Source organism: Kitasatospora sp. NPDC051853 (genome assembly GCF_044452665.1).
Lineage (GTDB): Bacteria > Actinomycetota > Actinomycetes > Streptomycetales > Streptomycetaceae > Kitasatospora.
In genome coordinates, this window is the sequence record NZ_JBITBY010000003.1 from 628,448 (window position 1) to 654,445 (window position 25,998).

Below are 25,998 nucleotides of genomic sequence, written 5' to 3' on the forward strand. Positions count from 1 at the left end.
CGGGACGGGTGGGGTGAGTGGCGGGCGGCTCCCTTCTTGGTGGTTAGTGGCCGGGCGGGGGCGGGTGCTCTGTTCTCGGTGGTGATCGAGTGGCGGACCGCCGTCCACTAAGTCGGCACAGTAGACGACACACCACTCGGACCGGAGAACGATCTTGGCCTTCTGCGGGCTGGCCGGTGGCTATCCCTGGGATGCAGGGCCTTGTGGCTGGTCTGCCTGCTGTTCGGCGTGCCGGAAGGTCGGGAAGCGGAGGAAGATCAGGGGGCTGGCCCGGACGGGGCCGCGTCGGCGGTTCTCCTCGGTGATGGCGCGGGCGATGCGGTCCTCGAGCTCCTTGGCGTGTTGGGGGAACGTCTGGCTGTACTGGTCGACGATCTGGAAGGCCGCGTCGGTGTTCTTCATCAGGTCCAGCAGCCTGCGGTACATGGCGGCCACGGCGTTGGTCATGTCGGCCATGTGCCGCTTGGAGGAGGACTCGGGCGGGCCGAGGAACTCCTCCAAGGTGAGGCCGAAGACCTTGGCGAAGCCGATCGCCTCGTCGAGGTTGATCCGCCGACGGGGCTCGCCGCTCTCGATCCGCCAGACCGACGACTGGTTCATGGGGTAGCCGGCGGCGGTCATGCGCTTGGCGAGTTCGCCGGTGCTCCAGCCGAGGTACTCGCGCTCCAGGCGGACCCGCTCGGCGGCATGCTCCTCGCTGAGCACGGGAGCTGCAGGGGAGCTCTCGGGCTGGCCCGGCTGGTCGGTCACTCGATTCACCTCGCATCGAATTTAGCTTGTTCTTGCATCGTCGCTAGGGTGAAGCTACAGTCATCCCTGGCGGATGGCAAGTCCATCCGAAATGCATCATCCCCTTGAGCCCCCGGAGCCCACCACGACCCCCGCTGCCGCGATACTCCCCGCCCGCCTTCCGTCCCCTACCCGGGCTGCCCGGGTGACCGCCTGGGACCGGCTCGCCGTCGCCCTGATCGGCGTGGCCGGCTTCGCCCTGTCCTTCGACGCGCTGCAGCAGATGGCCGTCGCCATCCACGTGCGCGGCCCGCTGGCGTACGTCTTCCCGCTCACGGTCGACGGGTTCATCGCCTACGGTGTGCGCGCCCTCTTGGTCCTGCGGGCCGCGCCGTGGCAGGCGCGCCTGTACGCCTGGTTCCTGTTCGCCGGTGCGACCGCCGCCAGCGTGTGGGCCAACGCCCTGCACGCCGTGCGCCTGAACCAGGTGCTCGACCAGGGCGACGGGCTGCAGCTCGGCGACGGCGTCGTCGCCGTCCTGTCGATGCTCTCCCCGCTCGCCCTCGGCGGCGCCGTCCACCTCTACATCCTCATCGCCCGCCACGCCGTCACCCCGCACCCTGCCCCGACCGGAGCGTCCGGTGGGACTTCCGCCGACCCCACGTTCTCGGAGCCCGGCGCGCCGGACCGGCCTATCGGTGGTCCGGTTGCACCCGCCCGGCCGTCCGCCGCTACCGGACCGTCTGGACCATCTGGCGGTCCGGAGGGTCCGGACGAGACTGCGGTCCGGTCCGCGCCCACCTTCTCCTCCGCGCCCGACGAGGTCGGTGGTCCGCTCTCGTCCGTCGCGGACCCGGTGCTGGTCCGGGCTGCCAGTGGTCCGGGGGTGGGGTCGGCAGAACTCTCCGGCTCCGAGGCGCGGACGGACGGCGGCGGTCCGGATGCCGATGGTGTGACCGAGCCGCCTCCTGCTGCTGGGGGTGGTCCGGGGCGGCGGACGGGTCGTCCGGCGGGGGTGTCGATGGAGCGGTTGCTGGAGGTCAGTCGGCCTGCGGTCCGGGCCCATGGCCGCCCGAGCCGTCCGGTGGTCGAGCGCGCGGTCCGAGAGGCCAACCTGCCCATGGGCAGTACCCGCTTCACGGTCCTGATGGACGAGCTCCGCAAGGAGTTCCCGCACGGTCCGGTCCGCGAGCACCCACCGGTCGACTGACCCCACCCCGGCGAACCGGTCCACGGTCCGGTGAGTCCGCTCGGACTTCTGCCGATGCGCAGAACTCCTTGGTCCTTCGGTCCGTCCGCAGGTGACCTGGTCGCTGCGGACGGACCGCGTTCCTTCGCCGTGCGCACGCCGGACCATCCCGCCTCTGGAGCATGGCGGCCTGCTCGCGAAGCCTTCCGCCCTCGTGCTGGGCATGGTCCGGACGCCGGCCAACCCGACCCCGACAACCCCTGGAGCATGCCCTGACCAACATCTTTCCCGCGCCTGACCGCCACCCTGCCGGTGGTGTAACCCCGCTCGACCGCACCGGAGTTGACCACCCACACGTCAACGGCGGAGCAAGCGAGTGCGTGCGGGGCCCCTACGGGGCCCCGCACGCGGACGCCCACGCCCAGGGGGGCGTGGACGTGCCGGTGCTGCCGGGGGCGGCAGCACCGGAGCTTCACCGCGGGGGCGCGGCGAAGCAGGAGAAGACGCCCGCCGTCGAGCCGCACCCGTCCGCCCGATCCGCCGAGCGCGCCCCGCGTGCCGACGTTCGCCGTACCAAGCGCCGCCGGCGCGACAACGACAACCCGAAGACGAAGAAGCTCGGCTTCCGGTGCACCGCGGAGCGGGAAGCGCAGATCAAGCGGCTCGCTCAGGAGGCCGGCCTGAACGTGGCCGACTACCTGGAGCGCCAGGCCCTGACCCCGGGCGGCGCCGGGACAGTGACCCGCGACGAGCAGCTCGACCAGGCCGTGCAGGCGCTGGACGCTGCCCGCTTCCAGGTCAGCCGACTCGGCGTCAACGTCAACCAGATCGCCTTCCAGCTCAACGCCGAGATCGGCGTCGAGCACGGCCCGGCGCAGGCCACCCTGGCCAGGGCCAAGGAGGCGGTGGCCGAGGTCCGCAGGGCGGTGGCCGGGGTGGACGCCACTGCGATGCGGGTGGCGAAGGCCGCCCGCCGGTGATCACCACCGCCCGCTCCGGGGCGGACACGCTCAAGGCGCTCAAGTACCTGTACGGTCCGGGCCGGCGCAACGAGCACACCGACCCGCACCTGGTGGCCTCCTGGGACGGCTTCGCCCCCGACCCGGGCCGCGACAGCGAGGCCACTCTGGCCCAGCTGCGAGACGCCCTTGACCTGCACGTCGTGCGCTACGGCCGTCCGGTCGCCAAGCACGTCTACCACCGCATGGTCCGTGCCGACCCCACCGACCGGAACCTCAGCGACGCAGAGTGGGGCGCGATCGCGCGCCGGGTCGTGGCCGCCGCCGGCATCGCCCCCGACGACGATCCGGACGGCTGCCGGTGGGTTGCCGTCCACCACGGGGACAACCACATCCACATCCTCGCCACCGTGGTGCGCGCCGACCTGACCCAGGCCCGCCTGCGGGGCGACCAGTACCGAACGGAGGCCGAGCTCACCAGGATCGAGCGCGAGTTCGGGCTCAAGGACTGGTCCGACACCCGAACCCGCGACTACCGGGCGGCGATCCCCAAACGCCCCAAGAGCCCGGAGCTGCGCAAGGCCGAGCGCCTCGGTCAGGAGGAGACGGGACGGGCCCGGCTGCGAACCGGGGTACGGCGAGCCCTCGCGGGGGCTGTGGGGGAGGAGGAGTTCCTCGCCCGCCTGGCCGCGCAGGGGATCCGGTGCGAGGTACGCCGCCTGCCCTCCGGCGACGCCAGGGGCTACAAGTTCGCCCTGCCCACCGGCGAGCCGGGCCCTCCGGTGTGGTTCTCCGGCAGCCAGCTGGCGGCCGACCTGACCCTGCCCAAGATTCACGAACGGTTCGCCGCCGGCATCGACCAGCCCGCGTCCCGCGACCCGGTCGGCCAGGGGAGGCCGACTGCTGTCAGGTACCGGGCCAGCACCAGCCTTGACCGAGCAACCGCCACCATCGACGATGACCCGCGTGCCGGTCAGGTCAGCGCGGTGGTCAGCGGCACGATCGAGGTCCTCGACACCCTCGCCCTTACCAGCCCGGTCCTGTCACGGAAGGAGATCAACCAGGCCGCCCGGGCACTGGAGTTCACCGCGATCGCCCGCACCCGAGCTGCCCGGGCCGAGGCCCGGGCGATGCGCTCGGCGGCCCGCGAACTCCTCTACGCCGGCACCACCACCGGCCGGGGCGAGGAGGGCACGGCCGCAGCCACGATCCTGGCCAGCCTGATCCTGCTGGCGATCGTCATCGCCAAGTGGCACGCCGCCCAAGGCCACCAGCACCAAGCCGCCGCCGCACGGGCAGCGGCACAGCACCTGCGGACCGCCTACGGCAGGCACGCGGGGCGGCCGATTGCCGTCCTCGACACCCAAGGCCGCCAACTGCCCCAGCCCATCCGGGAGCGGCACGAGACACAGGCCCGCCAGGCACTGCCCGCTGGCTTGGCCGTCCGGGTGCTCGCGGACCAGGGCTGGGCGGCGCTCGCCGCCACCCTGTCCGAAGCCGAGCAGGCCGGTTACGACCCAGAGGCCCTGCTCGCCCAGGCCGCCGGGCAGAGGGAGCTGGCCAGCGCCGACTCCCCAGCCACGGTGCTCACCTGGCGCATCCGTAGGGGCGCCCGCCTTCCGGTACCCGCACCGGCGGTCACCCCGGAGGAGCGCCGCACCGGTGCGGCCCTGTCCCGCACGGCTGGCAGCCGCTCCACCGGCACGCCGGCCGCCGCGGTCACCCCACCGCCGCCTCCGGCGCCGTCCGGCCCGGAGACTGCGCGCCGCACGCGGTGACCAACCCCGGTGGGCTGGGCGGGAAGTCCCTTCCCGCCCAGCCCACCGTGCCCTCCCTGCCGGCACCGAGGTGGCTGGCAGTCCCTTCCTCCTGTTCGCCTTCCACCCGATGGTGGCCGGGCAGATCCCTACCCCCAACCAAGTGCTGGAGACTTCTTCTTTGCGTTCGATCCCTGTTGTGCAGCGCACCGTGTTCTCGACGTCCCGCACCGCGGAGTTCCTGGACTGGCGGGCCCTGGAGTCCCAGACCGGCCAGTCCCGCGACCGGTTCGGCGATGTCGTGATCAAGGAACTGCTCGACAACGCCCTCGACGCGGCGGAGTCCGCCCGCGTCGCCCCCGAGATCGGTCTCGCGGTGTCGTCGGCCGATGGCGTGGCGCGCGTGTGCGTGAGCGACAACGGTCCCGGCATCCCGGCCGCAGTCATCGAGCGGATCCTGGACTTCACCCGCAACGTCTCCGACAAGGCGAGCCTGCGCTCCCCGACCCGCGGCATGCAGGGCAACGCGTTCAAGACCCTGCTCGGCATCCCCTGCGCGCTCGGCGTCACCGAGCCGGTGGTCATCGAGGCGCTCGGGGTGCGCCACGAGATCGCCCTGTCCACCGACCCCTGCGCGGAGGTCGCGATCCGCCACACGAAGGCGCCCTCCGTCCGCACCAGCGGCACGTCGGTCACGGTGCCGCTGCCGACCGGGCAGGTCACGGCTGCCAAGGCGGCCCGCTGGCTGCGAAAGTTCGCGCTCGTCAATCCGCACGCCCGCTTCGTTGACCACGGTCAGACCGAAGGCGGCGAGGGGGCCGGAATTTACGAGCCCACCGCGCCCGAGGGGTGGCGCAAGCCCTGGCCCACCGACCCGACCAGCGCACACCACTACGACGAGGCCGCGATGAAGAAGCTGGTCATCGCCCACATCAGCGAGCACCGCCTAGGCGGGGCGGACCTGACGGTTCGGGCGTTCACCAACACCTTCGCCGGGCTGACCGGCTCGGCCAAGGCCAAGAAGGTCGCCGAACAGGTCCCGGGGATCACGCACCTGTCCGGGTTCGAGGAGAACCTGGAGCAGGTGGCGGTGCTGCTGGCCGCGATGAAGGAGAACAGCAAGCCGCCCACCCCTTCCGACCTCGGCAAGGTGCCCCGCGACCACTACACCCATGTCCTGGACCAGGCGTTCGGCGTCGAGGAGACGTGGTTCGCACGCAAGCAGCTCACCGACGGGGCCGGGATCCCGTGGAGCATCGAGGTCACCGTCGCCCGCACCAAGCGCCCCGGCGCGGTCAGCTTCGCCGTGAACTACTCGGCGACCTTCGGCGACCCGCTGGCACGGACCCGCCTGGCGGGCGACAAGATCGCCGACACCGGGGCGCTCTCCTTCCTGACCCAGGCCGACGCCGTCCCCGACCCGAGCAACCAGCTCCAGCGCGCGGCGATCGTCCACCTGGTCTGCCCGGTGCCGCGGTTCACCGACAAGGGCAAGACCACGCTCGTCGTCCCGCGCGAGGTCGCCGACGCCTGCGCCAAGGCCCTCACCGACGCGAGCAGGGTGCTGGCCAAGGACAAGCGCTCCCGGCAGAGCACGGAGCGACAAGAGGCACGGGAGGCGGCGCGTCAGCGCGAAGCCGACGCCCGGGCCGCCACCCAGGCCGAGCCGACGGTGACCAAGAAGGACGCCGTTTTCGCGGTCATGCGCGAGGCCATCGCGCAGGCCCGGGGCGCGGATGGCCTGTCCTTCTCCTCCCACACCCTCTTCTACAAGATCCGCCCGCTCGCGCTGAAGCTCCTGCCTGCCGGCTCCAAGCTCAAGGCCCCCTACGTCGAGCAGACCCTGATCCCCGAGTGGGAACGGGCCAACGGCCCCATCCTGGGCCTGTACCGCGAACCCCGCGGAACCCTCCACCACCCCCACGACCCCGACGGGACGAAGGACGTGCACCTGGGCACCCGCGAGGTCGAGCGCTACCGGCCGCCGCAGTGGAGCTACAACAAGATCCTCGTCATCGAGAAGACGGGCCTGTGGCTACCGGTGCGCGAGTCCGGCATCGCCGACCGGTACGACATGGCGATCATCACCAATGAGGGCTACAGCACCGAGGCGTGCCGCGCTCTGCTCGCCAAGATGCCCCCAGGTGACGTGCAGATCTTCGTCCTCCACGACGCTGACCCCGCTGGCTACAACATCGCCCGCACTCTCGGAGAGGAGACCGCCCGCATGCCCGACCACCGCGTCGAGGTCATCGACCTGGGCCTGAGCGTCGATGACGCCATCGCCAAGGGCCTGGAAGCCGAACCCGACACCCGCCAAGCCGCTCTGCCCGCCCGGATCCTCCCCCACCTCACCGATACCGCCCGCACCTGGTTCACCGGCACGGCTTGTGACTGGAACCGCAAGGGCGGGCCCCGCAAGTGGCGTTACCAGCGCGTCGAGCTGAACGCCTTCTCCTCCCCCGAGCTCATCGCATACATCGAGGAAGGGCTCGCCCGCCACCACGCCACCGGCAAGGTCATACCCCCCGACAGCTGGCTGTCCGCCACCGCCGAAGGCTCTCTGCGCCACCGTGCCGCCACGGCCGTCGGAGAGGCGATCGACGCCATGTTCCCCAAGGACAGGCTCATCGACGAGATCCTGGCCGGCCTCGACACCGACCAGATCACCGCCATCAGCTCGACCGACATCGCCCAATTCCACACCCATCGTCCCGCCCTCTCCTGGGCGGACGCCGTCCCGATCCTCGTCGGCCAGCGCCTGTCCGACCACCCCGGCCTGCCCGCCCTCGCCCGCCAAGCCGTCATCAACTACCAGGCCACAGAACGCCAGTAGTCGGCACCCCGCACGGCTGCTACCCCCACCAGGGCGGCAGCCGTGCGGGCGTGGAAGGGTGCACCGATCGTCGTGCCGGTCGGGCGCCGAGGCGAACGCAGCCGAGGCGACCGCCCAGGTCGGCACCGCCAACTGGCTTGCGGAGAAGGTGTGATGTCGGTTCGATGTCTTCTTCGAAGTCCGGGAAGGGTGTGCCCGCCGGTCGTCTTGTGGTGCTTGCAACCGACACGGAAGGGCGCCGCATGACCAACCCCGCCGACCGCAACACCACCCTCGCCGTCCCCCACCCCGGCCCCCTCAACCCCCGCGGCATCACCATTACCTGCGCCGCCTGCAATGCCGCCTGCGACTGGCTGCTGATCCACGTCCACCCCGACCTGGTCTTCGTCCGCTGCCGCTGCACCCACGAATGGCTCGAACACGACCTGGAGTCCGCCGACGTCACCGAGGCCCGCGACGACTCCTTCGAGGAACGTGAGTGGGCGTCGTTCGAGGAGATGTACCGAGGACTCGGCTTCGACGGCCTCCTCGCTGGCACCATCTGGCACTAACGGGTCGAATTGCATCTGTTGCAACAATTCGGCATGCGCCGGTCAGGTGGCTGACGTGCAGCTCAGCCGGGGTTCGGGCCTTCAGCCTACGCCCCGACTGAGGTCGTTGACCTGCGCTGCGTAACCGATGCAACGATGTTGCGTTAGATGCAACATGGGAACGAGGTCGGTGGATCTCCCCGGCGCGGCGCATCTGGTGCTGGCCGCCGGGGTCATCCACCTTGATCCTGAGTCAGCTGTCTTCGACGCGATGGTGGACGGCTGGGGTCTGCAGCAGCGGGCGCGGTTCCTCGACGAGGACGACACGATCAAGCCCCGGCTGCGGTTGATACGCCGGTTCGCGGAGTTCACGAACCAGTACCCGTGGCAGTGGACGCCGTTGGAAGGTGAGGCGTTCCTGGATCACCTGCGACAGCGCGGGAAGCTCGCTTTCTCCACGGCTCGGACCTACCAGAACGCCCTTCGGATGTTCTGCGAGTACGTCACCGATGCCCGCTACGGCTGGCCCGATCGGTGCCACGAGCGGTTCGGGCAGCTGCCCGCGCAGATCTTCCACGAGCTGAACCAGATCACCCACGTCAGCCCGTACGAAGGCGATCCGCGCCGCCGGCCGCTGACCTACGACGAGGTCCAGGCGCTGTTCGACGCGGCGGACGGGATCGTGGAGGAGATCCGCGCCCGGCACCGCAAGGGATCGCTGGCCGCGATGCGCGACTCCGCGGTGCTCAAGACGGTCTACGCCTACGGGCTGCGCCGTCAGGAAGCCTGCTTCCTGGACCTGGCCGACCTTCGCCGCAACCCCAAGGCTGCCGACTACGGCCGGTTCGGCGCGCTGTTCGTGCGCTTCGGCAAGGCGTCCAGGGGCAACCCTCCCAAGCGCCGCACCGTACTCACGGTTCCCGAATTCGACTGGGCTGCAGGTGTGTTGGAGCACTACCTGGAGGAGGTCCGGCCGGGGTTCCTCCCGGACAGGCATCCGGCACTGTGGGTGACCGAGCGCAGGGGCCGGCTGTCGCTGCGGCGGCTGGACGCCGCGTTCGAGACCGCCCGCGAGCGGGCCGGGCTGCCCGAGGAACTCGACCTGCACTGCCTGCGGCACTCCTACGTCACGCACCTGGTCGAGTTCGACTACCCGGAGCTGTTCGTCCAGCAGCAGGTCGGCCACGAGTACGCCTCGACGACCGCGATCTACACCGGCGTGTCGGACGAGTACCGCAACCGGTTAGTGGAGAAGGCGTTGAAGGCACGACACGCCAACTTGTGGGAGGGGAAGCCGTGATCAAGAAGATGGGGTGCCACTGGCACCTGCGCCAACTGATGGCCGCCAAGGGCATGTTCCAGACCTCGGACCTTATCCCGCCGCTGGCCGAGCGGGGCGTTCAACTCTCCCGCGAGCAGGTGTTCCGGCTGGTCACCCAGACACCGCAACGGCTGTCGGTGGACACCCTCGCGGCCTTGTGCGACATCCTGGGCTGCGGCGTCGGCGACCTGCTCGAGGTGGTCGTCGTCAACGAGGAGGTCCGCAAGACCGGCACCGGTCCGGCCGCGCCAAGCGCCCCGCAGGTCCGCCGCACGACGATCCGCCGCCCGGGGACACCGTGAACCGGGACGAAGCGCTCGACGACGTGACCGCGATGGTCGCCGGGCTGCTGCCCGGCATACCGGCCACGGCGGTCCGGACGGTCGCCGACCGGGCAGGCGCCGGTGCCATCTGCAACGTCCGCGCCCACCTGCGGCGCCACCCCGACGCACTGACCTCGGGAGACGGCCGGATCCCTGCGGGAGTCATGCGCCTGGCGGTTGCGCTGAGGGAACTCGGCGCCGCGCAGGTGGTCGTGCCGGCCTGCGCCGACTGCGGGCAGCATCGGCCGCTCGACTACCGCCGTCCCGACCAGGCCAGGATCTGCACGCGCTGCTCGGAGAAGCGTCGGGTCAAGTTGTGCTCCCGCTGCGGCGAACTGGGAAGACTCCAAGTCCGTCTCGCAGAAGGCGGATTGTGCTCCCACTGCTACCGAACCGACCCCGCCCGGCGTGAGAGGTGCGCCGACTGCGGCAAGGCGAAACACGTCGCCACCCGCCGCCCCGACGGCACCGTTCTCTGCAGCGAGTGCTACCAGCCGCCCCAACACACCTGCGGGACCTGCAGGAAAGTCGGTCCGGCGAAGGCGTTCAACGAAGCCGGCGCGCTCTGCAAATCCTGCTACCAGCGGGCGCCGCGAGCCTGTGGCGGCTGTGGCCAGCAGCGTCAGATCGTCATCCGAGCCCGCGACGGCCGTCCGGACCTCTGCGCGTCCTGCTACAACGGCCCCATCCGCACCTGCTCGTCCTGCGGCAAGGACCGGCCCTGCCGCGGCCTCCGGACCGGCCGCTACCTGTGCTTGTCGTGCGCCCCGCGCTCGCAGGACACCTGCGCGCTCTGCCACAGGATGGCCGGAGTCAAGACCCGCTGGCCGCTGGGCCCCGTCTGCCAGCCCTGCTACAGCCGGACCAAGCGCCACCCCGGCGAGTGTCCCCTCTGCACCGCGGTCCGGCCGCTGATCGGCCTCGACACCAAGGACCGCCGAATCTGCGGCCCGTGCGCCGGCACCGACAAGCACTACAGTTGCGCCACCTGCGGCAACAGCGGCGACAACCGCCGCAAGAACCAGTGCCACCGATGCGCGATGCCCGACGAACTGCGGGCCGCCTTCGGCCAGACGGCCTGCGAGACCTTCCTCGCACCCCTGGTCGACGCCCTCCAACAAGTCGGCAACCCGCCCGCGGTCATGAACTGGCTCCACCGCGAAAACAGCGGCGCCGCCCTCCTGCGTGAACTGCTCGCCAGCGGCTACCCGCTCACCCACGAACTCCTCGACACCTTCCCCAACCGGGTCTCCGCCCTCTACCTGCGCAACCTCCTGGTCCAATCCGAAATCCTGCCCACCCGCGACGAGCGGATGGCCCAGGCCGAAGCCTGGATGAACCGCGTCCTCGAAGCGGTCCCCGACCGCCACCGGCTGATCCTCCAGCCGTATGCAACCTGGGTCGTCCTTCGACGAGTACGCCAACGCGCCCGCGACGGCCGCCTCACCGCCTCCGGAGCCAGCCACGCACGCACGCAGATCAACTGCGCACGCAACTTCCTTGCCTGGGTCGACAGTTTGAACCTGCAGCTGCGGACGGTCACCCAGACTGAGGTCGACTGGTGGATCGCCGACGGCGCCACCAGCCGTCTCCGTCTACGCGACTTCCTCCGCTGGACCAGCAGGACCCGCCTCAGCCAGGACCTCTTCGTCCCCGGCTGGCCAGACAGCGAGCCCGTCAACTTCCTCGACCAGGACGAGCACATCGCCCAACTCACCCGCTGCGTCAACGACGCCGGTCTACCGGCGGACGTCCGCGCTGCCGGGGCCCTCGTGCTCCTCTACGGCGTCAGAGTCACCCGCATCAGCCAGCTCAAGGCCGAGCACATCCGCCAGACGTCGGACGGAAGCAGCATCGAACTCGGTGCCAGCCCCGTGCTCATGCCACCGGCCGTCGAACAACTCGTGACCACCCAGGCCGAGGCCGCCCGCCGCTACCAGGCCACGCAGCCCGGCAGCACCGCCGAACGCTGGCTGTTCCCCAGCCCCCTACCCGGCCGACCCGCCAGCGCCCACCGCCTGTCGATGCGGCTCGTCGAGCACGGCATCGAGGTCCGCTCAGCGCGGAACACCGCGCTGTCCTCCCTCGCCGACGACCTCCCAGCCCCAGTCATCGCCGACCTCCTCGGCCTCCACATCAACACCGCCGAGCGGTGGTCGAAGCTCGCCAAGCGAGACTGGACCGGTTACCTCGAAGCCCGCGCGACCGAACTCCGCTGAACCGCTGCCGGCGCCCCGCGTCAAGGCCGCCGGCTGTGGTCCCACCAGACCGTCAACCCTGCGGGCGCCGTGCCCGGAACAGGACGTGGCCGCTGTCGCCCTCGGGGACGAACTCCTCGTGTGATACCTCCAAGCCGGCACGCACAAGCCAGGACCGATTCGTCGCCGCGTCCGCGTGACTCCACCACATCGCGGCTCCGCCGCCGAGCCAGTTCTCGTCGGTCCCGGTCCAGGCGTGATGCCCGGTGGTGGCCAGAAGCCAGCCGCCCGGCCGCAGCCACGATGCGATCCGCTCCAGCAGGGCGGGCTGTTCCTCGACCGGAATGTGGATCAGCGCGTACAGACAGATGACGGCGTCGAAGGTCTCCGATGGGAACGCCAGGGTCGTGGCGTCCGCTCGGATGAACTCGGCCTCGGGCACCAGCTCCCGAGCCCGCTTGATCTGGACATCGCTGATGTCGACGCCCGTGACACGGTGTCCCGCTGCGGCGAGCGACCGGGCCACGGGAACTCCGGTCCCGCACCCCACATCCAGGACGACGCCCGCATCGGGGAGCCGACCGAGCAGATCCTCGATCCACGATGCGTACTTCGTCTCGCTGCCGAACGCGCGCTCGTACTGCGCAGACAGCAAGTCGTACCCGCGCCGAACCAAGTCCTTCGGATCTTCAACATCCACAACGGCGCACCGTAGCGGGCCCCGGCTCGCGGAGCGACACCTTTTCGGCTGCCTCTGGGCTGGAACCGGCGGCCACCGCAGGCCCCGCAGAGATCAACCCCGAGGAATACGACACGGAAGGAATATCGGCTCTCCGCCAACCTAACCGCCCGAACTGGCCGGGAGGCGCTGCGCCTCCCGGCCACGGGGCACCGGAGGCGGTGCTCCGTGGCCGCTGCGAGGCAGCCGAGAGCAGTGGCCCGACTGTGCGTCAGCGATCCGAAGTGGCATGTCAGTCTTGCTGCTTGGCGACGTTGCCGCAGTGAGCTCTGCCATCGGCGAAGTGTGATGGTGGTCGCTCACTGATCGAGTCGATCATCGAACGGTGCGTGTGCTACGTTCCGAAGTCCAACCGAAAATAGGCGACCCCGGCGGTGCTACCAACACCCCGGGGTCCGGCAACAGGAGCGTCAACTCCCGATGCGTGTCCATCGTAGCGCCCACGTGCGCAACTTCACGGTGCTGCCCAACTGCGTGCTGCAGTACCGGCAGCTGTCCTACACAGCCCGCGGCCTGCTCGCGGACCTCCTTTCCCGCCCCGACGGCTGGCGCGAGGACGGCCGCCACATGGCCGACACCAGCCCCCAGGGACGCGGCGCGATCCGCAAGGCCCTCAAGGAGCTGACCGACGCCGGCTTCTACCGGGTCGAGAAGATCCGGATGCCCGACGGCACCATCCGCACCGAGACCCACGTCTACGACACCTCGCAGCTCGTCGTGCCGGGTGCCACCCGTCCGGTCTCCGGTGAAGCGACCACCGGCGGTGCTGACGCCCTTCCAAAGGACCGGTACCAAGAACCCTCCCTCCCCGATCCGCAGACCGCTCTTGCCGACGAGCCGCAGGCGAAGACGGGAGGGCGGGAGGAAGACCCCGAAGAGGACACCGACCGGCAGCCCGCGACAATGCCAGACGGCCCAACCCGCGAGGCGATCGCCACGCTGTTCCGGGCGATCCGCCCGGAACCCCGGCTGAGGCTCGGCGCGGCAGAAGCCGAAGCGCTCGCACCCCTGGTCGCTCAGTGGCTCGAACGCGGCAGCACCCCCGCCGATCTCGCCGCAGCCCTACTGCCGGGCCTGCCCACCCCGATGCACTCGCCCGCCGCAGTGCTCCGCAGCCGACTGGAGCGCAAGATGCCGCCCGTCCAGGAACCTGTGCGACCCGCAGCGGCCCGGTACGCCGAGTGCGCCAAGTGCCACGACCCAGTGCCCCAGCCCGGCATCTGCCGCCCCTGTGCGGGCGTTGAAGCTCGCCCGCCTGCCGTCGGTGGTGGCGAAGCCGCCACACGAGGCGGCGCAGCCCGCGCGCGAGCGGCCCTTCTCGCGACCAGAGCGGCAGCGCTGAACCTTGGAGGCCTGGCCAGTGCCGGGTAACCGAGAGTCCAGCCGTCATTCGCCAGGAGCACGTTGATCAAGCATTGCCGCCGCTCAAGCAGCGGCAGTGAGCTCCCGCGCCCGCTCTGCGAAGTCGACGACGAGGCGGTGGCGGCCGAACGGTTCCATGCGGCGCTGGAGGTCCTGGACAGCTTCGACGCAGCGGGAGGACTGCACCTGCCTGGCGAGGGAGAGCGTGCGGACGCCGGCGGCGTGGGCGGCTTCGAGGTCGCTGCGCTGAAGGTGCGAGACCGCCAGGGCTGCCTGCGACATCGCACCGCGGCGGGCCCGCTTCTGCTGCCGGGCGTGGTCGATGGAGAGGCGGGCGTGCTCGGCCACGTGGTCGGGCTGGTCGAGGTCCCGGAAGGTGTTGGCGTGTTCGCCGTGGAGGTAGGCGGCGTCGATGAACTTCGCCCACTCCGGCTCCTGCTCCGGCAGCACCTGCTCGAAGGCGGCCTCCGACCGGTTGATGGCCTGGGCCGCAGCCGCCTTGTCGCCGAGCTTGGCGAGGGCCCGGGCCTCCAGCGCCCACAGGTCGGCGAGGCAGGCAGGGGAGGACACCCCGGTCAGTCCGGCTCGGCCGGCCTGGGCAAGCCGACGTCCCTCCTCCGGGTGGCCGAGGAGGGTGGCCTGGTCGGCCATCCCGGCCAGTACGTGAGCGCCGAGCGCGGGGTTGCGCGATTCCTCGGCAAGGCGGAGCGACTGGATCAAGTAGCGCTGTGCGGTGCCGTGTTCGCCGTTGTCGTAGGCCATCCAGCCGAGAAGGTAGGTCTGTTCGGCTGCGGCCTCGCACAGCGCGCGGCGGACCGTCTCGGTGTAGGTACGCCGCAGGAGCGGGTACACGTGGGCGTTCATGTACTCGGCGAGCGCCAGCCGGCCCGAGCCGCCGCCCTGGAAGATGTCCATCTGCTGGAAGGCGCCGAACATGTTCCGGACCGCCGTGACGTCCTCCAGCCGTACCTGAGGTCTGGCCACCGGGGCCTGCTCCAGGGTGTTCAACAGCCAGTCACGCGAGGGCCCGACGCCGGCGACAGCGGCGAACGGGGCTATGGCCAGGAACTTGCGACGGTCCACGTCAGCTCTCCCCAGGTTGGTGACGGCCTCAACGGTAGCCGTGTAGGAGGAGTTGTACACCAGGGAGCGGTCGGCGGACGGAGCGTCAGAGAGCCCGAGATCGTAGGTGGTTACCCGGTAGCCGAACTCGGCGGAGAACACGTCGGCCAGGATGTCCGGCACGGGCTGGCGCGGAATCTCGCCGCCCAGCCAGCGGCGGACGCTCGTCGTGTCCGGCGCGATGTGGGGCTGGCCCCACTCCTTCGCCTTCGCACGAACTCGCCTGCTCAGCTCGCCCCGGCTCAGGCCGGACTGCTCCAGCATCCGCTCGAGTTTGGTGTTCGCCGACTTCATTGCCGTGGCCCCCAGCACGATCGGTAGCGGAAGTGACACTCTTCGACACCCCCACCGACAGTACTCCTGACTGCGCATCGGCGGTTACCTGGTTGCCCGAAGTGACCTGCACTGCTTGAGGAGTACTCCGCCATGAGAGCCGAGAGCACCGCAACTGAGATGTCGTCACTCGGCTCTCCGGCACGCTGCACCGCTCGTGGGGAGCCGATCTGTACGTTCCGGAGCGTCCCTCCGAAGGGCGGAGGCCGCTACCGGCTTATGCTCCCCGACATCCGACCGGAGCACATGGAGCCCATGCGCGAGATCGTCCGGGCGCACCTGCGGCTCTGGCAGAAAACCGAGTTGAGCTTCGTCGCCGAACTGGGCGTCACGGAGTTGCTCACCAACGTCTACAAGCACGCCCGCGGCGCGTGTGAGCTGGTGCTGTCGGAGACGGCAACCGGCCTCTTCGTCGGGGTAACCGACCTCGCCGACACGCTGCCGGTAGTCCGGGAACCGACGGATAACCGCGCAGACGGACGGGGGCTGTTCCTCCTCACAGTGATGACGGACGAGCTTGCAGTCGAGCCGCGTGGGATCGGCAAACAGGTCTGGTTCCACCTCAGCCCGGAGATCACGAACCCCGACGGGGAGGAGCGCAACCCGTGACACCGGCAACCATGCGCCCCGGCGTGGTCTATCGCCGTGTGCTCGGGCCCTGCAGCGGTACGCGGTCCGAACTCCTCGAGCAGGAGGTACTCCTCGACACGGGCGTCGCGCACCAACGCCTACGGCGGGCCGCCATCGGGCTCAGCCAGGCAGTGATCCGCAGCGTGGCCGTGGAACTCACGGTCTGGCTTGAGGACCGCGCAGTCCTCCCCACGTTGACCAAGGCGCTCGATGCCGGCCAGGGCTATGAACTGGAATTGTGCGGACCCGGAGTTCACACGGTGCTGTCCGCCCACCGCGTCACCCTGCTGCCACTGCTCAGCAGGCGCTCGTCCTCCTGCCCAGCCCTCCTGCTCCACGGACGCCGCACCTGGGCCATGGCCCGCGACAGGGCGGAATGAACGACCACCAGGCACCACCCCTTTCCGGAACGATCAGCCCCTTCACGACAGGAGTCATGGCCGATGCACGTCCAGCGCCGTTCTCGTGATCCCCGCTCGTTGTTCCCCGCCCGCTACCGCGACAGCCCGTTCGTCGAACTCTGCGGCAGGGCATTCGGCACACTCGACCGCCTGATGCCCGAGGCCAACCTGCCCCGAGTGCCGAGCCCGCGCGGCCCCCAGCAGACCCACCTCGACCTCCTGAAGCGGTACGGCCGGCTCCCCGAGGCCGGGGCCGCCGACCAGCACCAGCTGATCGAGGACATGACCGGCGACTTCCTCGCCGGAGCGGTCAACTGGCGCTGCCCGGAACTCCAGTACAACCTCGGCGCGGCCGTCAACGTGGTGGCCGCAGCGATGTACGCGGTCTCGCTCGACGTGAACGTCTACCTGATCAACGACGGCCTCGCCGGCAACGCCGTCGCGGCCGAGTCCGCCGTCAGCAGCATCCTCGCGGAGCTCACGAACGTGGACCCGCAGCGGGCGTACGGGCTGTTCACGTTCGGGGGCACCGGCACGATGGCCTACGGCATCAAGTCCGGCTTACGGAAGGCGTTTCCGGACTCGGCCCGCACCGGCGTGCCGAGCAGCGCTCGTGTCGTCATCACCGAGGACGCCCACTTCTCGCACGCCACCGCGGCGGACTGGCTCGGCCTGGGTGCCGAGCAGCTCGTCGTCCTGCCCGCCGGCGATGACCGCCGCACGAGGATGCAGGGCGTCGAGACCCTGCTGAGGGCCGAACTTGACGCCGGACACCAGATCGCGACCATCATCATCAACGGCGGCACCACCTACGACCACGCCATCGACGACATCGCCGCGATGGCCGACCTGCAGGACCGCCTGGTCTCGGACTACGGTCTGCCGTACCGCCCACACCTGCACGTGGACTCCGTGGTCGGCTGGGCCTGGCTGATGCTCACCGACGAAGCCCTCGACGACCTGGAGCCCGGCTCGCCCGCCGTAGCCGCTCTGCGCGAACAGCAGCGGCGCATCCAGGCCCTCCGCTACGCGGACTCCTGGGGCGTCGACTTCCACAAGGGCGTCGGTGCCTGCCCCATCGACTGCAGCTTCGTGCAGTTCAACGACCGCAGCGACTGCGCTGTGCTCCGGAGGGGCGGCACAGCGGGCAGCGAACTCCACCAGCTCGCCCAGGACTTCAGCGTCTTCTCGCCCGTCGACTACACCTTGGAGACCTCCCGCGCTGGCGGCAAGGCCATCGCCGCACTCGCGAGCCTGCACAGCCTCGGCCACCAAGGCTACGGGACGATCCTGGCCCGCCTGGTCGACGCCGCCTTCTTCTTCCGCACCGCCGTCGCTCAGCAGGACGGCATGACGGTGCTCAACCCGCACGCGCTCGGCTACCAGACGATGGTCCGCCTCCACCGGCCCGACCGGCCCGTGGCCGACTGGCGGCACGAGATCCTCAACTCGTCGGCGCAGGCGGCCTCCCTCGTGCAGGACGGCAACCGCTACCTGCGGGCCTTTTTCGAGTGGGACCAGGAGACCCGGATGGACCACAACGCGGGTGGCGTCGTCTACTCGTTCAGCAGCCGCTACGTCACCACCGCCGGCGGAGTCCCGATCTCCGGCCTGAAGTTCTACCCCACCAGCCCGTTGATCGGCCGCGAGCACATGAAGGCCGCCGTCGACCTGCTCGCCGAGCGCAAGGCCGCCTTCGACCGGACCGTGTGGCACAAGTGATCCACACGGCCACGGCCGTCCCGCCGAGCGGGCCCTCAGCCGAGGGCCCGCTCGGCGGCGCGTTCCAGGACCGGGGTGAGGAAGCGGTCCGTCAGCTCGTCGGCGAAGGCGAACACTTCGCGGGTCACGGCTGGCCTGTGGTCCGCCCGCCAGTCTGTGACCAGCTCGGAGAGGTCGGTGGTGATGTCGCCGAAGTAGGCTGCGTTGCGGGTCACGCGCTCGGGCCTGGTGATGCACTGCTGGAGCAGGTAGTTCTTCACGACGTACCGGCGCAGCGGTGCCATGTCGAGCCGGTCGGCGAAGTGGTCGAGCACGGCGTGCTGGTCGCCGTTCTCGGAACGGTAGTTCTCGATCTCCCCCGTGTAGCAGCTGCCGCTGAACAGGGCTTCCGGCTCGTGGAGCATGCGGCGGGCGCTCGTCTCGTAGGCCGGGGCCTTGACGTACGCGATGTCGATGCTGTCGAACTCGGCCCGGAACATGAACGGCCAGCCCACTGCAGGGATTTCGTGGGTGCCTGCCTCGTCGTAGTACTCGGGGTGGAAGCCGCCGAGGCGCTGGTAGGTCTGGGACTCCATCACGAAGGCGCAGTCGGAGACGGGACGGCCGAAGTCGCGGAACACCTGCTCGGTGAACAGCGGTCGGTCGTCGGCGCGGACGTAGCTGTCGACGATGCTCTGCGGGAAGAAGATGGTCCCGACGTGCTCGATGTAGCGCCGGGTCAGGGCCGGGCAGCGGCGCCAGAAGTCCGCCTCGAAGAATCCGGCCGTGGAGACCACGGTCGTCCCCTGCCTGGTCTCCTTCTCGACAGTGGCCAGCCAGGTGGGCGGAAACAGCGTGTCCGCGTCGCCACTGACGATGTACGGAACGGGAGTTGGCCGGTCGAGGAGGTAGTCGATCCCGGTGTTGCGCTGGATGACCATCGAGCGGGTCGTCTCGGTGACCACCGTGCACCGCAGGCCGGGGAACTTCGCTGCGGTGGCGGCCACGACCTCGGCCGTGCCGTCGTCGCCCGGTGCGTCGGCTATGACGATCTCGTACTCGTCCCGCGGGATGGGTCGGCCGTGCTCGTCCTGCTGGTTGGCGATGCTCTCGATCGTGCGGCCGATGTACTCGGCCTCGTTGAGCGTGGGGATGACGAAGCCGTACCGGCTCACCAGGTACCTCCAAGGTGGTTGGCGTCGTGCAGTGATTGGCACTGGCCCAGGGCTTCGGCCGCGCTCCAGAACTCGTCATACGAAAGGGTGCTGGCCAGCCGGCCGAGAGCTCCTTCGTCGCGCCGGAGAACGTCGGCGAGGGCCGGGTACCGGCAGTCGACCACCCCGGTGCGAAGGCATTGGGCCAGGAACTGCTCAGGGTCGGCGGCTCGCTGGACGGCGCCGGCCAGAGCCCGGGTGTGGGCGTGCTCGGCCTGGCGGCCGTGGAAGTCGTCCGAACTGGCCCACCGCCCAGCTGCGGTGACGAGGGCGGGGAGGGCCGCGGCCAGTCGGCCCGTTCCTTCGAGGTCGATGCCGTACTTGGCAGCGAGCCTCACCGCCCGGTTGAGCAGGAGCAGCGGGTTCTCGCTCTCGATCTCGCTCACCAGCCCGGCGTCCCGCACCGGCAGGGAGGTAAGGACACCGTGCGGGTCGACGTAGGTGGCCGAGGGGTGGTGCCAGCGCACGCACTCCACGTCGAAGTGGCCGATGCCGTCGAGCGTCTCCACGAAGTTGAGGTCGAGCACACGACCCCGCCACTCCACGTCGAACATCACGACCGGCTGGTCGAGCCGGATCCAGTACTCGCGCGGCGCGGAGAGCTCGCTGACCTCGGGGTGGACGAGGAGCCGGGACCGGCACCGCCAGGCCTGGGCGAGCCCGACGATCGCCACATCGACGTCGTGGCCGGCACGGTGCGGGTCGGCGAGCAGGTCCAAGGCGGCGCCGCCGTAGACGACCAGCTCGTGAGTCTGAAGCAAGTCGGCAAGCTCGGTGAGGAGTTCGGCCTGTGCGGGTGGGAGCTGCCGGGGTAGCGCGGGATCGCTCATGCGGATGCTCCGTCTCGACGTGCTGTCGGACTTCCCAGGGAGCAGTAACCCTCCCACGCGCAGGGCCGCCTTGGCGGTGGTTCATCCCGCTTTGGCCTGATCTGTCCCTGCTGAGGGCGCAGAGACCCCACCGCAGCAGCACAGCAACAACGCGCGTCACACGAGACGCAGTAAATGACCACCCAGACGGGTGGGTTACATGTGCAGTGGGTGAATTGACGCCAAGCCGACGTCCTCGGCCCCAGCAGCCGCCTTGATCACGGCCTCGTGACTCACGACCACGAGCGGCCCCGCTGCCGAGTGGCACGCCACCACCGCCTTGAGGCGCGCGGCCATCTCAGCGTCCGTTTCCCACTGCCGGTCCGTCGGCAGCACGCCCGAGGAGCGCCACAGCTCGTACTCGCCGATCGCGCGCCGCACAGCGTCGGCCGTCACCGGAGTCCGGCCGTCGCGGACCGGCAGCCAGTCGTGCAGCGCGGGATCGACCCGCAGCTCACACCCGAAGGCGGCGGCCAGCAGTGCACCAGTCTGCAGCGTGCGTGTGTACGGCGAGGCGACCACCAGCGCCGGCTGGGTACCGCTCAACTCCGCTGCCGTGGCCAGCGCCTGGGTGACTCCACGGGCCGTCAGCGGGGCGAAGTCGCGCCGCGCCCCCTCGTAGACAGGGGCGTGCGGCGCGAGCCTGTCGTAGTCGGCCTCCCCATGGCGAACCAGGAAGGCTGTCGCGCCGCCGCCCCCACCCATCTCTGCAACTCCCCCTCGTGCGCTTACTCGCCGCCGAACCGCGTGCGCCAGGTCTCCAGGTCCTCATCGGTGATCTTGGCGAAGAGAACCGGCGGCACGGTGAAGCCCGTCCCCGCGGGCACGAAGTCCAGCACCTGGGCTTCCTGCGCGCTCACCCACGCCTGCGTGCGAGCCGGAGCGTCTTGGGCGAGCGCGAACGACTGGCGGACGGCCTTGCTGCTGGCCGGGATGAACGGCTCCGAGACGACCGAGTAGAGGTAGATCAGGTTCATCGCCGTGCGCAGGGTCAGCGCGGCGGCCTCGGGGTCGGTCTTGACCTGGAGCCAGGGCGCCTTCTCGTCGAGGTAGGCGTTGCCCGCGCTCCAGAGCGCGCGCAGACTCTGCGCTGCCTTGCGGAAGTTGAGGGCGTCGAGGTTGCTCTCGTAGTCCGCGAGCAGTTCGGCGATCTGGGCGCCGAGGCGTTGCTCGGCCTCGCCCGCTTCGTGGCCGGCGGGGACGTCGTCGCCGAAGCGCTTGCGGCTGAAGGAGAGCACGCGGTTGACGAAGTTGCCGAGGGTGTCGGCGAGGTCCTTGTTGACGACGGAGGCGAACAGGTCCCAGGTGAAGCTGGAGTCGTCGGACTCGGGGGCGTGCGCCATCAGGAAGTAGCGCCAGTAGTCGGCGGGCAGCAGCTCCAGGGCGACGTCGGTGAAGATGCCCAGCTTCTGGCTGGTGGAGAACTTACCCCCGTAGTAGGTAAGCCAGTTGAAGGCCTTGACGTAGTCGACCTTCTTCCACGGCTGGCGCGAGCCGAGGATGGTGGCGGGGAACATCACCGTGTGGAACGGGACGTTGTCCTTGGCCATGAACTCCGTGTAGCGGACGGTGTCGTCGGCCTCGTACCACCAGGACTTCCAGTCCCGGGTCTCGCCGGCCGGGGCGGCGTCCGCCCACTCCTTCGTCGCGCCGATGTACTCGATCGGGGCGTCGAACCAGACGTAGAACACCTTGCCCTCGGCGGCCAGTTCGGGCCACACGTCGGCGGGGACGGGGACGCCCCACTCCAGGTCGCGGGTGATCGCGCGGTCCTGCAGGCCCTCGGTCAGCCACTTGCGGGCGATGGAGGAGGCGAGCACCGGCCAGCTGTCGCCGTTGGCGGCGATCCACTCCTCGACCTGCTCCGTCAGCTTCGACTGGAGGAGGAAGAGGTGCTTGGTCTCGCGGACCTCCAGGTCCGAGCTGCCACTGATCGCGGAGCGGGGCTCCAGCAGGTCGGTGGGGTCGAGGACACGGGTGCAGTTCTCGCACTGGTCGCCGCGGGCCTTGTCGTAGCCGCAGTGTGGGCAGGTGCCGACGATGTAGCGGTCGGGCAGGAAGCGCTCGTCGGCGACCGAGTACACCTGGCGGATCGACCGCTCCTCGATGAAGCCGTTGGCGTGCAGCTCGCGGGCGATCTCCTGGGTGATCTCCCGGTTCTGCGGGGAGGAGCTGCGGCCGAAGAAGTCGAAGGACAGCTGGAAGCCGTCGTAGACGGCCTTCTGCTGGTCGTGCGCCTGTGCGCAGAAGTCGGCGACCGGCAGGCCGGCCTCCTTGGCGGCGAGCTCGGCGGGGGTGCCGTGCTCGTCGGTGGCGCAGATGTAGAGGACCTCGTGACCGCGCTGACGCAGGTAGCGGGAGTACACATCCGCCGGGAGCATCGACCCGACCATGTTGCCCAGGTGCTTGATCCCGTTGATGTACGGAAGGGCGCTGGTGATCAGGTGCCGAGCCATCCTCGGATGCTCCAATTTCTCCTGCACGCACCCCAGTTGGGAGTGCCGTGACAGGCGCAGTCTGGGGGCCGCAACGAGGTACCAACATGAAGATTCAGACCTCGGGCTGCCACACAGAGCGAAGGTCTACTGTGGGCCAGCCCATCCTACCGACACCTACCCACGTGCCTGTGCGGTTTCTACCGTGGCCCAGCTTCTACAAGGCAGCGACGTAGGCAAGTCAGCCGCTCGGGACAGGCGGCCAAGCGAGCCCCGAGCGGCGACAGTGCCGCGGTGAACGACCCACGGCCCTGAAGAGCCTAGCGCCTGCACGCCATCCGCTGAGCGACTCGATCCTTCGGGGCGCGTTGAGGTTGCCTACGCCAAGTCAGAGTGCCACCCAGCAGCCGCTGCCGCCGTCGCCTGCAACGCCAAGATCAGCGGCGAGCGGCGATCGCCGGTCATGGCGAGCTCACTGCCGCTGAGTGGCTGGTGAGCCAGCTTCCGCTGTGTGCTCGATCAAGGACGACTTGGATCGCGAACGGCCCCCAACCGCAGTCAGAGCACTGTAACTTTGTGGGCGCGCACGATCACGATCCGCTGGAGGGCCCCGCGTGAACGCCAAGATCACCACCTACGTGTACCCGGCGTACCAGACGCAGCAGACGCCGTCGGGGAAGCCCCTGGTGCTCTTTGCTGCGCGGGCGACCGAGATCTCTGACTGGGTGGGAGTTCCCCAGCGCAGCCGGCTCCAGGACGAGCAGACCATTGGGTTCCAGCGGCAGGAGAGCAAGACCCGGATCCGCGAGCTCTCCAGCTTCTATCATGACGAGCGCAATGTTGTGCAGAATCCGCTTCTCGCGGCGCCTCAAGGCCTGGATTTGGTCGAATTCATCCCGGAAGATGGACACCCGCAGTTCGGGACGCTACGAATCACGAGCCGCGACTTTAGCGATGATTCACTGCTGGACCTCATGAAGCAGGTTGTGCAGCGGCTGGAACTGCGCGTTCCAAGTCTCGCAGAGATGCCTCTCGATCAGATCCGTATGGCGTCAATAATGGAGCGGGGGCGCCTTGAGCATGGCCTGGATGATTCTGGCGAGGTAGACGAAGACGAAGATGTTGATGAGGCTAACGCCGCAGGCGTTGACGATTCCGATGCTGCTAGCGTTCTGCTGACGGACGAGACTCACATCACCGACTTCTACACTGAGCTCAGGGGCCGAATCAAGGTACTCGAAGCCCTTGATGAGAGCGCCAATCCCGAGCGTGTCCTCGGCTTTGATCGAACCGCCATGATCAGCTACCTGAAGCCGGTTATGCTTGTAGATGGACAGCATCGGCTCAAGGGTGCGGTACTCGCCGCTGAAATGCTGACAGAGACCGACGAGGGGAAGGAATACCTTCTTAAGTCGGCGGAATTGGGCATGGATCCGGGCGAGGCGAGTTCATCCTTCGTTGCTGAGCATGTTCGACAGCTTCCGGTGTCAATGCTCATGGACGATAGTCCGAGCGAGCACGTTTTCCAGTTTGTAGTGGTGAATCAGAAGGCCACCCCGCTGAATAAGGCACTCCTTGGCACGATCGTGTCGACCAGCCTCAGTAAGGAGGAGTTGGAACCGGTCGCACAGCGACTCAAGAATGCCGACATCAAGCTTGAAGATTCTCAGGCTATCGCCTATCTGACGCGTTCGGACGACAGCCCCTTTAAAAATCTCGTGCAGACGGGTATTTCCGGCGATCAGAATACCTCCCTTCAGTGGTCTGTCCTCACGAGCCTCGTCAATATCTTCCGGAAGTTTTCTGGCGGAAAGCTCTATGGCGAAAAGAATGACTGGGCTCGAGTTTGGGCGAAGCATCATCTTGAAGACAGTGCTTTTGTGTCGCAATTCGAAACGCAGGATGAGCGGCTTGCTGAGTGGGCTCGTGCGGATGGCCCGTGGCGCGACGTATTTGTTCGCTTTTACTCGAACATTAGGGACAAGTTTGGCTCCTCCGACATGGAAGCCTCCAATGCCTGGGGTAATTCTCAGCGAAATCTTTTCAATAAGGTGAGTTTGACGATTCTGGCGGCTGACTATTTCGAGTATTTGCGATCCCAGAAGAAGACGCTGAGTAGTGTCGGCGATGTGGATGCCACGATGGAATCGTGGCTCGAAGACGTAAGTCCTGCCTACTTTAACAGGAACTGGAACGTTTCCAAGAAGGATGTTCCGGCGGTTCGAAACCGCTGGGCCAAGCTCTGGGTTGACTATCGTAAGAACCCGGAGTCACTTCCGAAGGAAAGTCTGTACAACCCCGTCAGTGGGGTGTGATGCAGCCTCAGCATGTCGCGGGTTTCATCGCTGAGATCCAGAAAGCGCTTGCGAGTAACTGGTCAGATGAGCGCCTCAAGGCGCTTTCGGACCGCACTGTTCCAGAAGAGGTTTCTGGGCAGCACGGCTGGTTGCTGCGGGGAGATCTGTCTACAGTATGGGGGCGTTGGTTCATCGAGAGTCTCGTGGACCTGGCTCCGTTCCAGTTGGACAGCAATCTCAATATTGCTCACGTGCATGCACAGGTCCTAGCGCACTTCAACCAGGCCAGCCCCCATTCTCCGAAAGATGAGCGCGACAAGTATGCCAGAATCCTGACGGATTTTGCGTGGCAGCTCGTGCAGGCTCGGCGCGACCGTAAACGCCTGACGATAACCGTCGCCATGCGCGACGAACTGTGGGCACAGGCGCAGCCGGATCCGCGCTGCTACCTATGCGGATATGAATTCGGATCAGAGGCTCGGGGCAAGTTCCTGGGCGAGTCTGGGGATCTGCCAATCGTGCCGAGCTTGGTCGATTTCACTCGGCCCCGTACGCGGCCCGCCCACGCCTGCATCGAGGTTGATCACGTTACTCCGGTTGCTCAGGGTGGCAAGACGGAAACCTTCAACCTGCGGCTCGCCTGCGGCTGGTGCAATTCAGTGAAGAACAGATATACCAACATCTACGATGCGATTCCGTGGGCTTCAGGGATAGTGACGCTTCCCGAGTTGGGTGCTGTCACGCAGCCTCAGGCACTGTGGGTACTGCGCACGGTGGCCACGCGCCGGCGCTGCGAGTCTCCCGATGGCTGCCCAGTCCGCATCGAGGATGCTGAGCTCTTTGCTGCTCCGAGAAACCCAAAGGGTGCCATGACACCAGTTAACGTGGGCGTCTACTGTCAGCAGCACGATCCGTGGGCCGTGGCCCGCTGGATCGGGCCTCAGCGCTTGGCAGACGCTCTCGTCAAATAGCATTTTCTATTTTTGGCTCCGGATCTCTTGCTTAATCTTGATCGGGGGGCCGTGCCTCGTGGTGGAGGCCGACTAGTTCGGG

General features: G+C 68.6%; 21 protein-coding genes. 14 read left to right on the forward strand and 7 right to left on the reverse strand.

Going from position 1 to position 25,998, the window contains the following annotated elements:
- Positions 1 to 180: 180 nt before the first annotated feature.
- The gene (locus ACIA8O_RS11925; RefSeq protein WP_396293518.1) at positions 181 to 750 is read right to left on the reverse strand and encodes a helix-turn-helix domain-containing protein; all 570 of its coding nucleotides are present in this window, start codon (positions 748 to 750) and stop codon (positions 181 to 183) included.
- A gap of 184 nt (positions 751 to 934) precedes the next feature.
- Here ACIA8O_RS11925 and ACIA8O_RS11930 point away from each other — a divergent pair, with 184 nt between their 5' ends.
- The 8 genes from ACIA8O_RS11930 to ACIA8O_RS11965 all read left to right on the forward strand — a co-directional run bounded on the left by ACIA8O_RS11930 (position 935) and on the right by ACIA8O_RS11965 (position 11,863).
- On the forward strand, positions 935 to 1,939 hold the full coding sequence (locus ACIA8O_RS11930; protein ID WP_396293519.1) for a DUF2637 domain-containing protein: 1,005 nt from the start codon (positions 935 to 937) through the stop codon (positions 1,937 to 1,939).
- Between the two features lie 359 nt (positions 1,940 to 2,298).
- Positions 2,299 to 2,898 (forward strand): plasmid mobilization protein, encoded by a 600-nt coding sequence (locus tag ACIA8O_RS11935; protein WP_396293520.1) that lies wholly within the window; start codon positions 2,299 to 2,301, stop codon positions 2,896 to 2,898.
- Complete coding sequence (locus tag ACIA8O_RS11940; protein WP_396293521.1) at positions 2,895 to 4,655, forward strand: hypothetical protein; 1,761 nt, start codon at positions 2,895 to 2,897, stop codon at positions 4,653 to 4,655. Before ACIA8O_RS11935 ends, ACIA8O_RS11940 begins: the two co-directional genes overlap by 4 nt.
- Positions 4,656 to 4,833: 178 nt before the next feature.
- The gene (locus ACIA8O_RS11945; protein ID WP_396293522.1) at positions 4,834 to 7,470 is read left to right on the forward strand and encodes an ATP-binding protein; all 2,637 of its coding nucleotides are present in this window, start codon (positions 4,834 to 4,836) and stop codon (positions 7,468 to 7,470) included.
- 242 nt (positions 7,471 to 7,712) lie between these two features.
- Entirely contained in the window at positions 7,713 to 8,021 is a 309-nt protein-coding gene (locus ACIA8O_RS11950; protein WP_396293523.1) for a hypothetical protein, read from the forward strand.
- Between the two features lie 169 nt (positions 8,022 to 8,190).
- Positions 8,191 to 9,300: a tyrosine-type recombinase/integrase gene (locus ACIA8O_RS11955; RefSeq protein ID WP_396293524.1), complete on the forward strand. Its 1,110-nt coding sequence runs from the start codon at positions 8,191 to 8,193 to the stop codon at positions 9,298 to 9,300.
- Entirely contained in the window at positions 9,297 to 9,623 is a 327-nt protein-coding gene (locus tag ACIA8O_RS11960; protein ID WP_396293525.1) for a helix-turn-helix domain-containing protein, read from the forward strand. The genes ACIA8O_RS11955 and ACIA8O_RS11960 overlap by 4 nt, the downstream gene beginning before the upstream one ends.
- Positions 9,620 to 11,863 carry a hypothetical protein gene (locus ACIA8O_RS11965; protein ID WP_396293526.1) on the forward strand — a complete coding sequence of 748 codons (2,244 nt, stop codon included), beginning with the start codon at positions 9,620 to 9,622 and terminating at the stop codon, positions 11,861 to 11,863. The genes ACIA8O_RS11960 and ACIA8O_RS11965 overlap by 4 nt, the downstream gene beginning before the upstream one ends.
- Positions 11,864 to 11,915: 52 nt before the next feature.
- Here the strand turns inward: ACIA8O_RS11965 and ACIA8O_RS11970 are convergent, their stop codons facing one another.
- Positions 11,916 to 12,542: a class I SAM-dependent methyltransferase gene (locus ACIA8O_RS11970; protein ID WP_396293527.1), complete on the reverse strand. Its 627-nt coding sequence runs from the start codon at positions 12,540 to 12,542 to the stop codon at positions 11,916 to 11,918.
- A 483-nt stretch (positions 12,543 to 13,025) separates the two neighbouring features.
- Between ACIA8O_RS11970 and ACIA8O_RS11975 the strand changes: the two genes are divergently transcribed.
- The gene (locus ACIA8O_RS11975) at positions 13,026 to 13,952 is read left to right on the forward strand and encodes a hypothetical protein (RefSeq protein WP_396293528.1); all 927 of its coding nucleotides are present in this window, start codon (positions 13,026 to 13,028) and stop codon (positions 13,950 to 13,952) included.
- Between the two features lie 54 nt (positions 13,953 to 14,006).
- Here ACIA8O_RS11975 and ACIA8O_RS11980 read toward each other — a convergent pair whose 3' ends face one another.
- The gene (locus ACIA8O_RS11980) at positions 14,007 to 15,359 is read right to left on the reverse strand and encodes a transcriptional regulator (RefSeq protein WP_396293529.1); all 1,353 of its coding nucleotides are present in this window, start codon (positions 15,357 to 15,359) and stop codon (positions 14,007 to 14,009) included.
- A gap of 285 nt (positions 15,360 to 15,644) precedes the next feature.
- Here ACIA8O_RS11980 and ACIA8O_RS11985 point away from each other — a divergent pair, with 285 nt between their 5' ends.
- The 3 genes from ACIA8O_RS11985 to ACIA8O_RS11995 all read left to right on the forward strand — a co-directional run bounded on the left by ACIA8O_RS11985 (position 15,645) and on the right by ACIA8O_RS11995 (position 18,151).
- Positions 15,645 to 16,007 (forward strand): ATP-binding protein, encoded by a 363-nt coding sequence (locus ACIA8O_RS11985; protein ID WP_396293608.1) that lies wholly within the window; start codon positions 15,645 to 15,647, stop codon positions 16,005 to 16,007.
- Positions 16,004 to 16,408 carry a hypothetical protein gene (locus tag ACIA8O_RS11990; protein ID WP_396293530.1) on the forward strand — a complete coding sequence of 135 codons (405 nt, stop codon included), beginning with the start codon at positions 16,004 to 16,006 and terminating at the stop codon, positions 16,406 to 16,408. Before ACIA8O_RS11985 ends, ACIA8O_RS11990 begins: the two co-directional genes overlap by 4 nt.
- Before the next feature lie 174 nt (positions 16,409 to 16,582).
- Entirely contained in the window at positions 16,583 to 18,151 is a 1,569-nt protein-coding gene (locus ACIA8O_RS11995) for a pyridoxal-dependent decarboxylase (protein ID WP_396293531.1), read from the forward strand.
- Positions 18,152 to 18,186: 35 nt separating this feature from the next.
- Here the strand turns inward: ACIA8O_RS11995 and ACIA8O_RS12000 are convergent, their stop codons facing one another.
- From ACIA8O_RS12000 to metG, 4 genes are all read right to left on the reverse strand, one after another.
- Positions 18,187 to 19,305, reverse strand: coding sequence for a glycosyltransferase family A protein (locus tag ACIA8O_RS12000; protein ID WP_396293532.1), 1,119 nt, complete (start codon positions 19,303 to 19,305; stop codon positions 18,187 to 18,189).
- Positions 19,302 to 20,174 carry a hypothetical protein gene (locus ACIA8O_RS12005; RefSeq protein WP_396293533.1) on the reverse strand — a complete coding sequence of 291 codons (873 nt, stop codon included), beginning with the start codon at positions 20,172 to 20,174 and terminating at the stop codon, positions 19,302 to 19,304. Before ACIA8O_RS12005 ends, ACIA8O_RS12000 begins: the two co-directional genes overlap by 4 nt.
- Before the next feature lie 195 nt (positions 20,175 to 20,369).
- Positions 20,370 to 20,918, reverse strand: a complete 549-nt coding sequence (locus ACIA8O_RS12010) for a histidine phosphatase family protein (RefSeq protein ID WP_396293534.1) — start codon at positions 20,916 to 20,918, stop codon at positions 20,370 to 20,372.
- A gap of 23 nt (positions 20,919 to 20,941) precedes the next feature.
- Positions 20,942 to 22,669 (reverse strand): methionine--tRNA ligase, encoded by a 1,728-nt coding sequence (gene metG, locus ACIA8O_RS12015; RefSeq protein WP_396293535.1) that lies wholly within the window; start codon positions 22,667 to 22,669, stop codon positions 20,942 to 20,944.
- Positions 22,670 to 23,262: 593 nt separating this feature from the next.
- Between metG and ACIA8O_RS12020 the strand changes: the two genes are divergently transcribed.
- On the forward strand, positions 23,263 to 24,963 hold the full coding sequence (locus ACIA8O_RS12020; protein WP_396293536.1) for a hypothetical protein: 1,701 nt from the start codon (positions 23,263 to 23,265) through the stop codon (positions 24,961 to 24,963).
- Complete coding sequence (locus ACIA8O_RS12025; RefSeq protein ID WP_396293537.1) at positions 24,963 to 25,916, forward strand: HNH endonuclease; 954 nt, start codon at positions 24,963 to 24,965, stop codon at positions 25,914 to 25,916. The genes ACIA8O_RS12020 and ACIA8O_RS12025 overlap by 1 nt, the downstream gene beginning before the upstream one ends.
- The last annotated feature ends 82 nt before the right edge of the window (positions 25,917 to 25,998 follow it).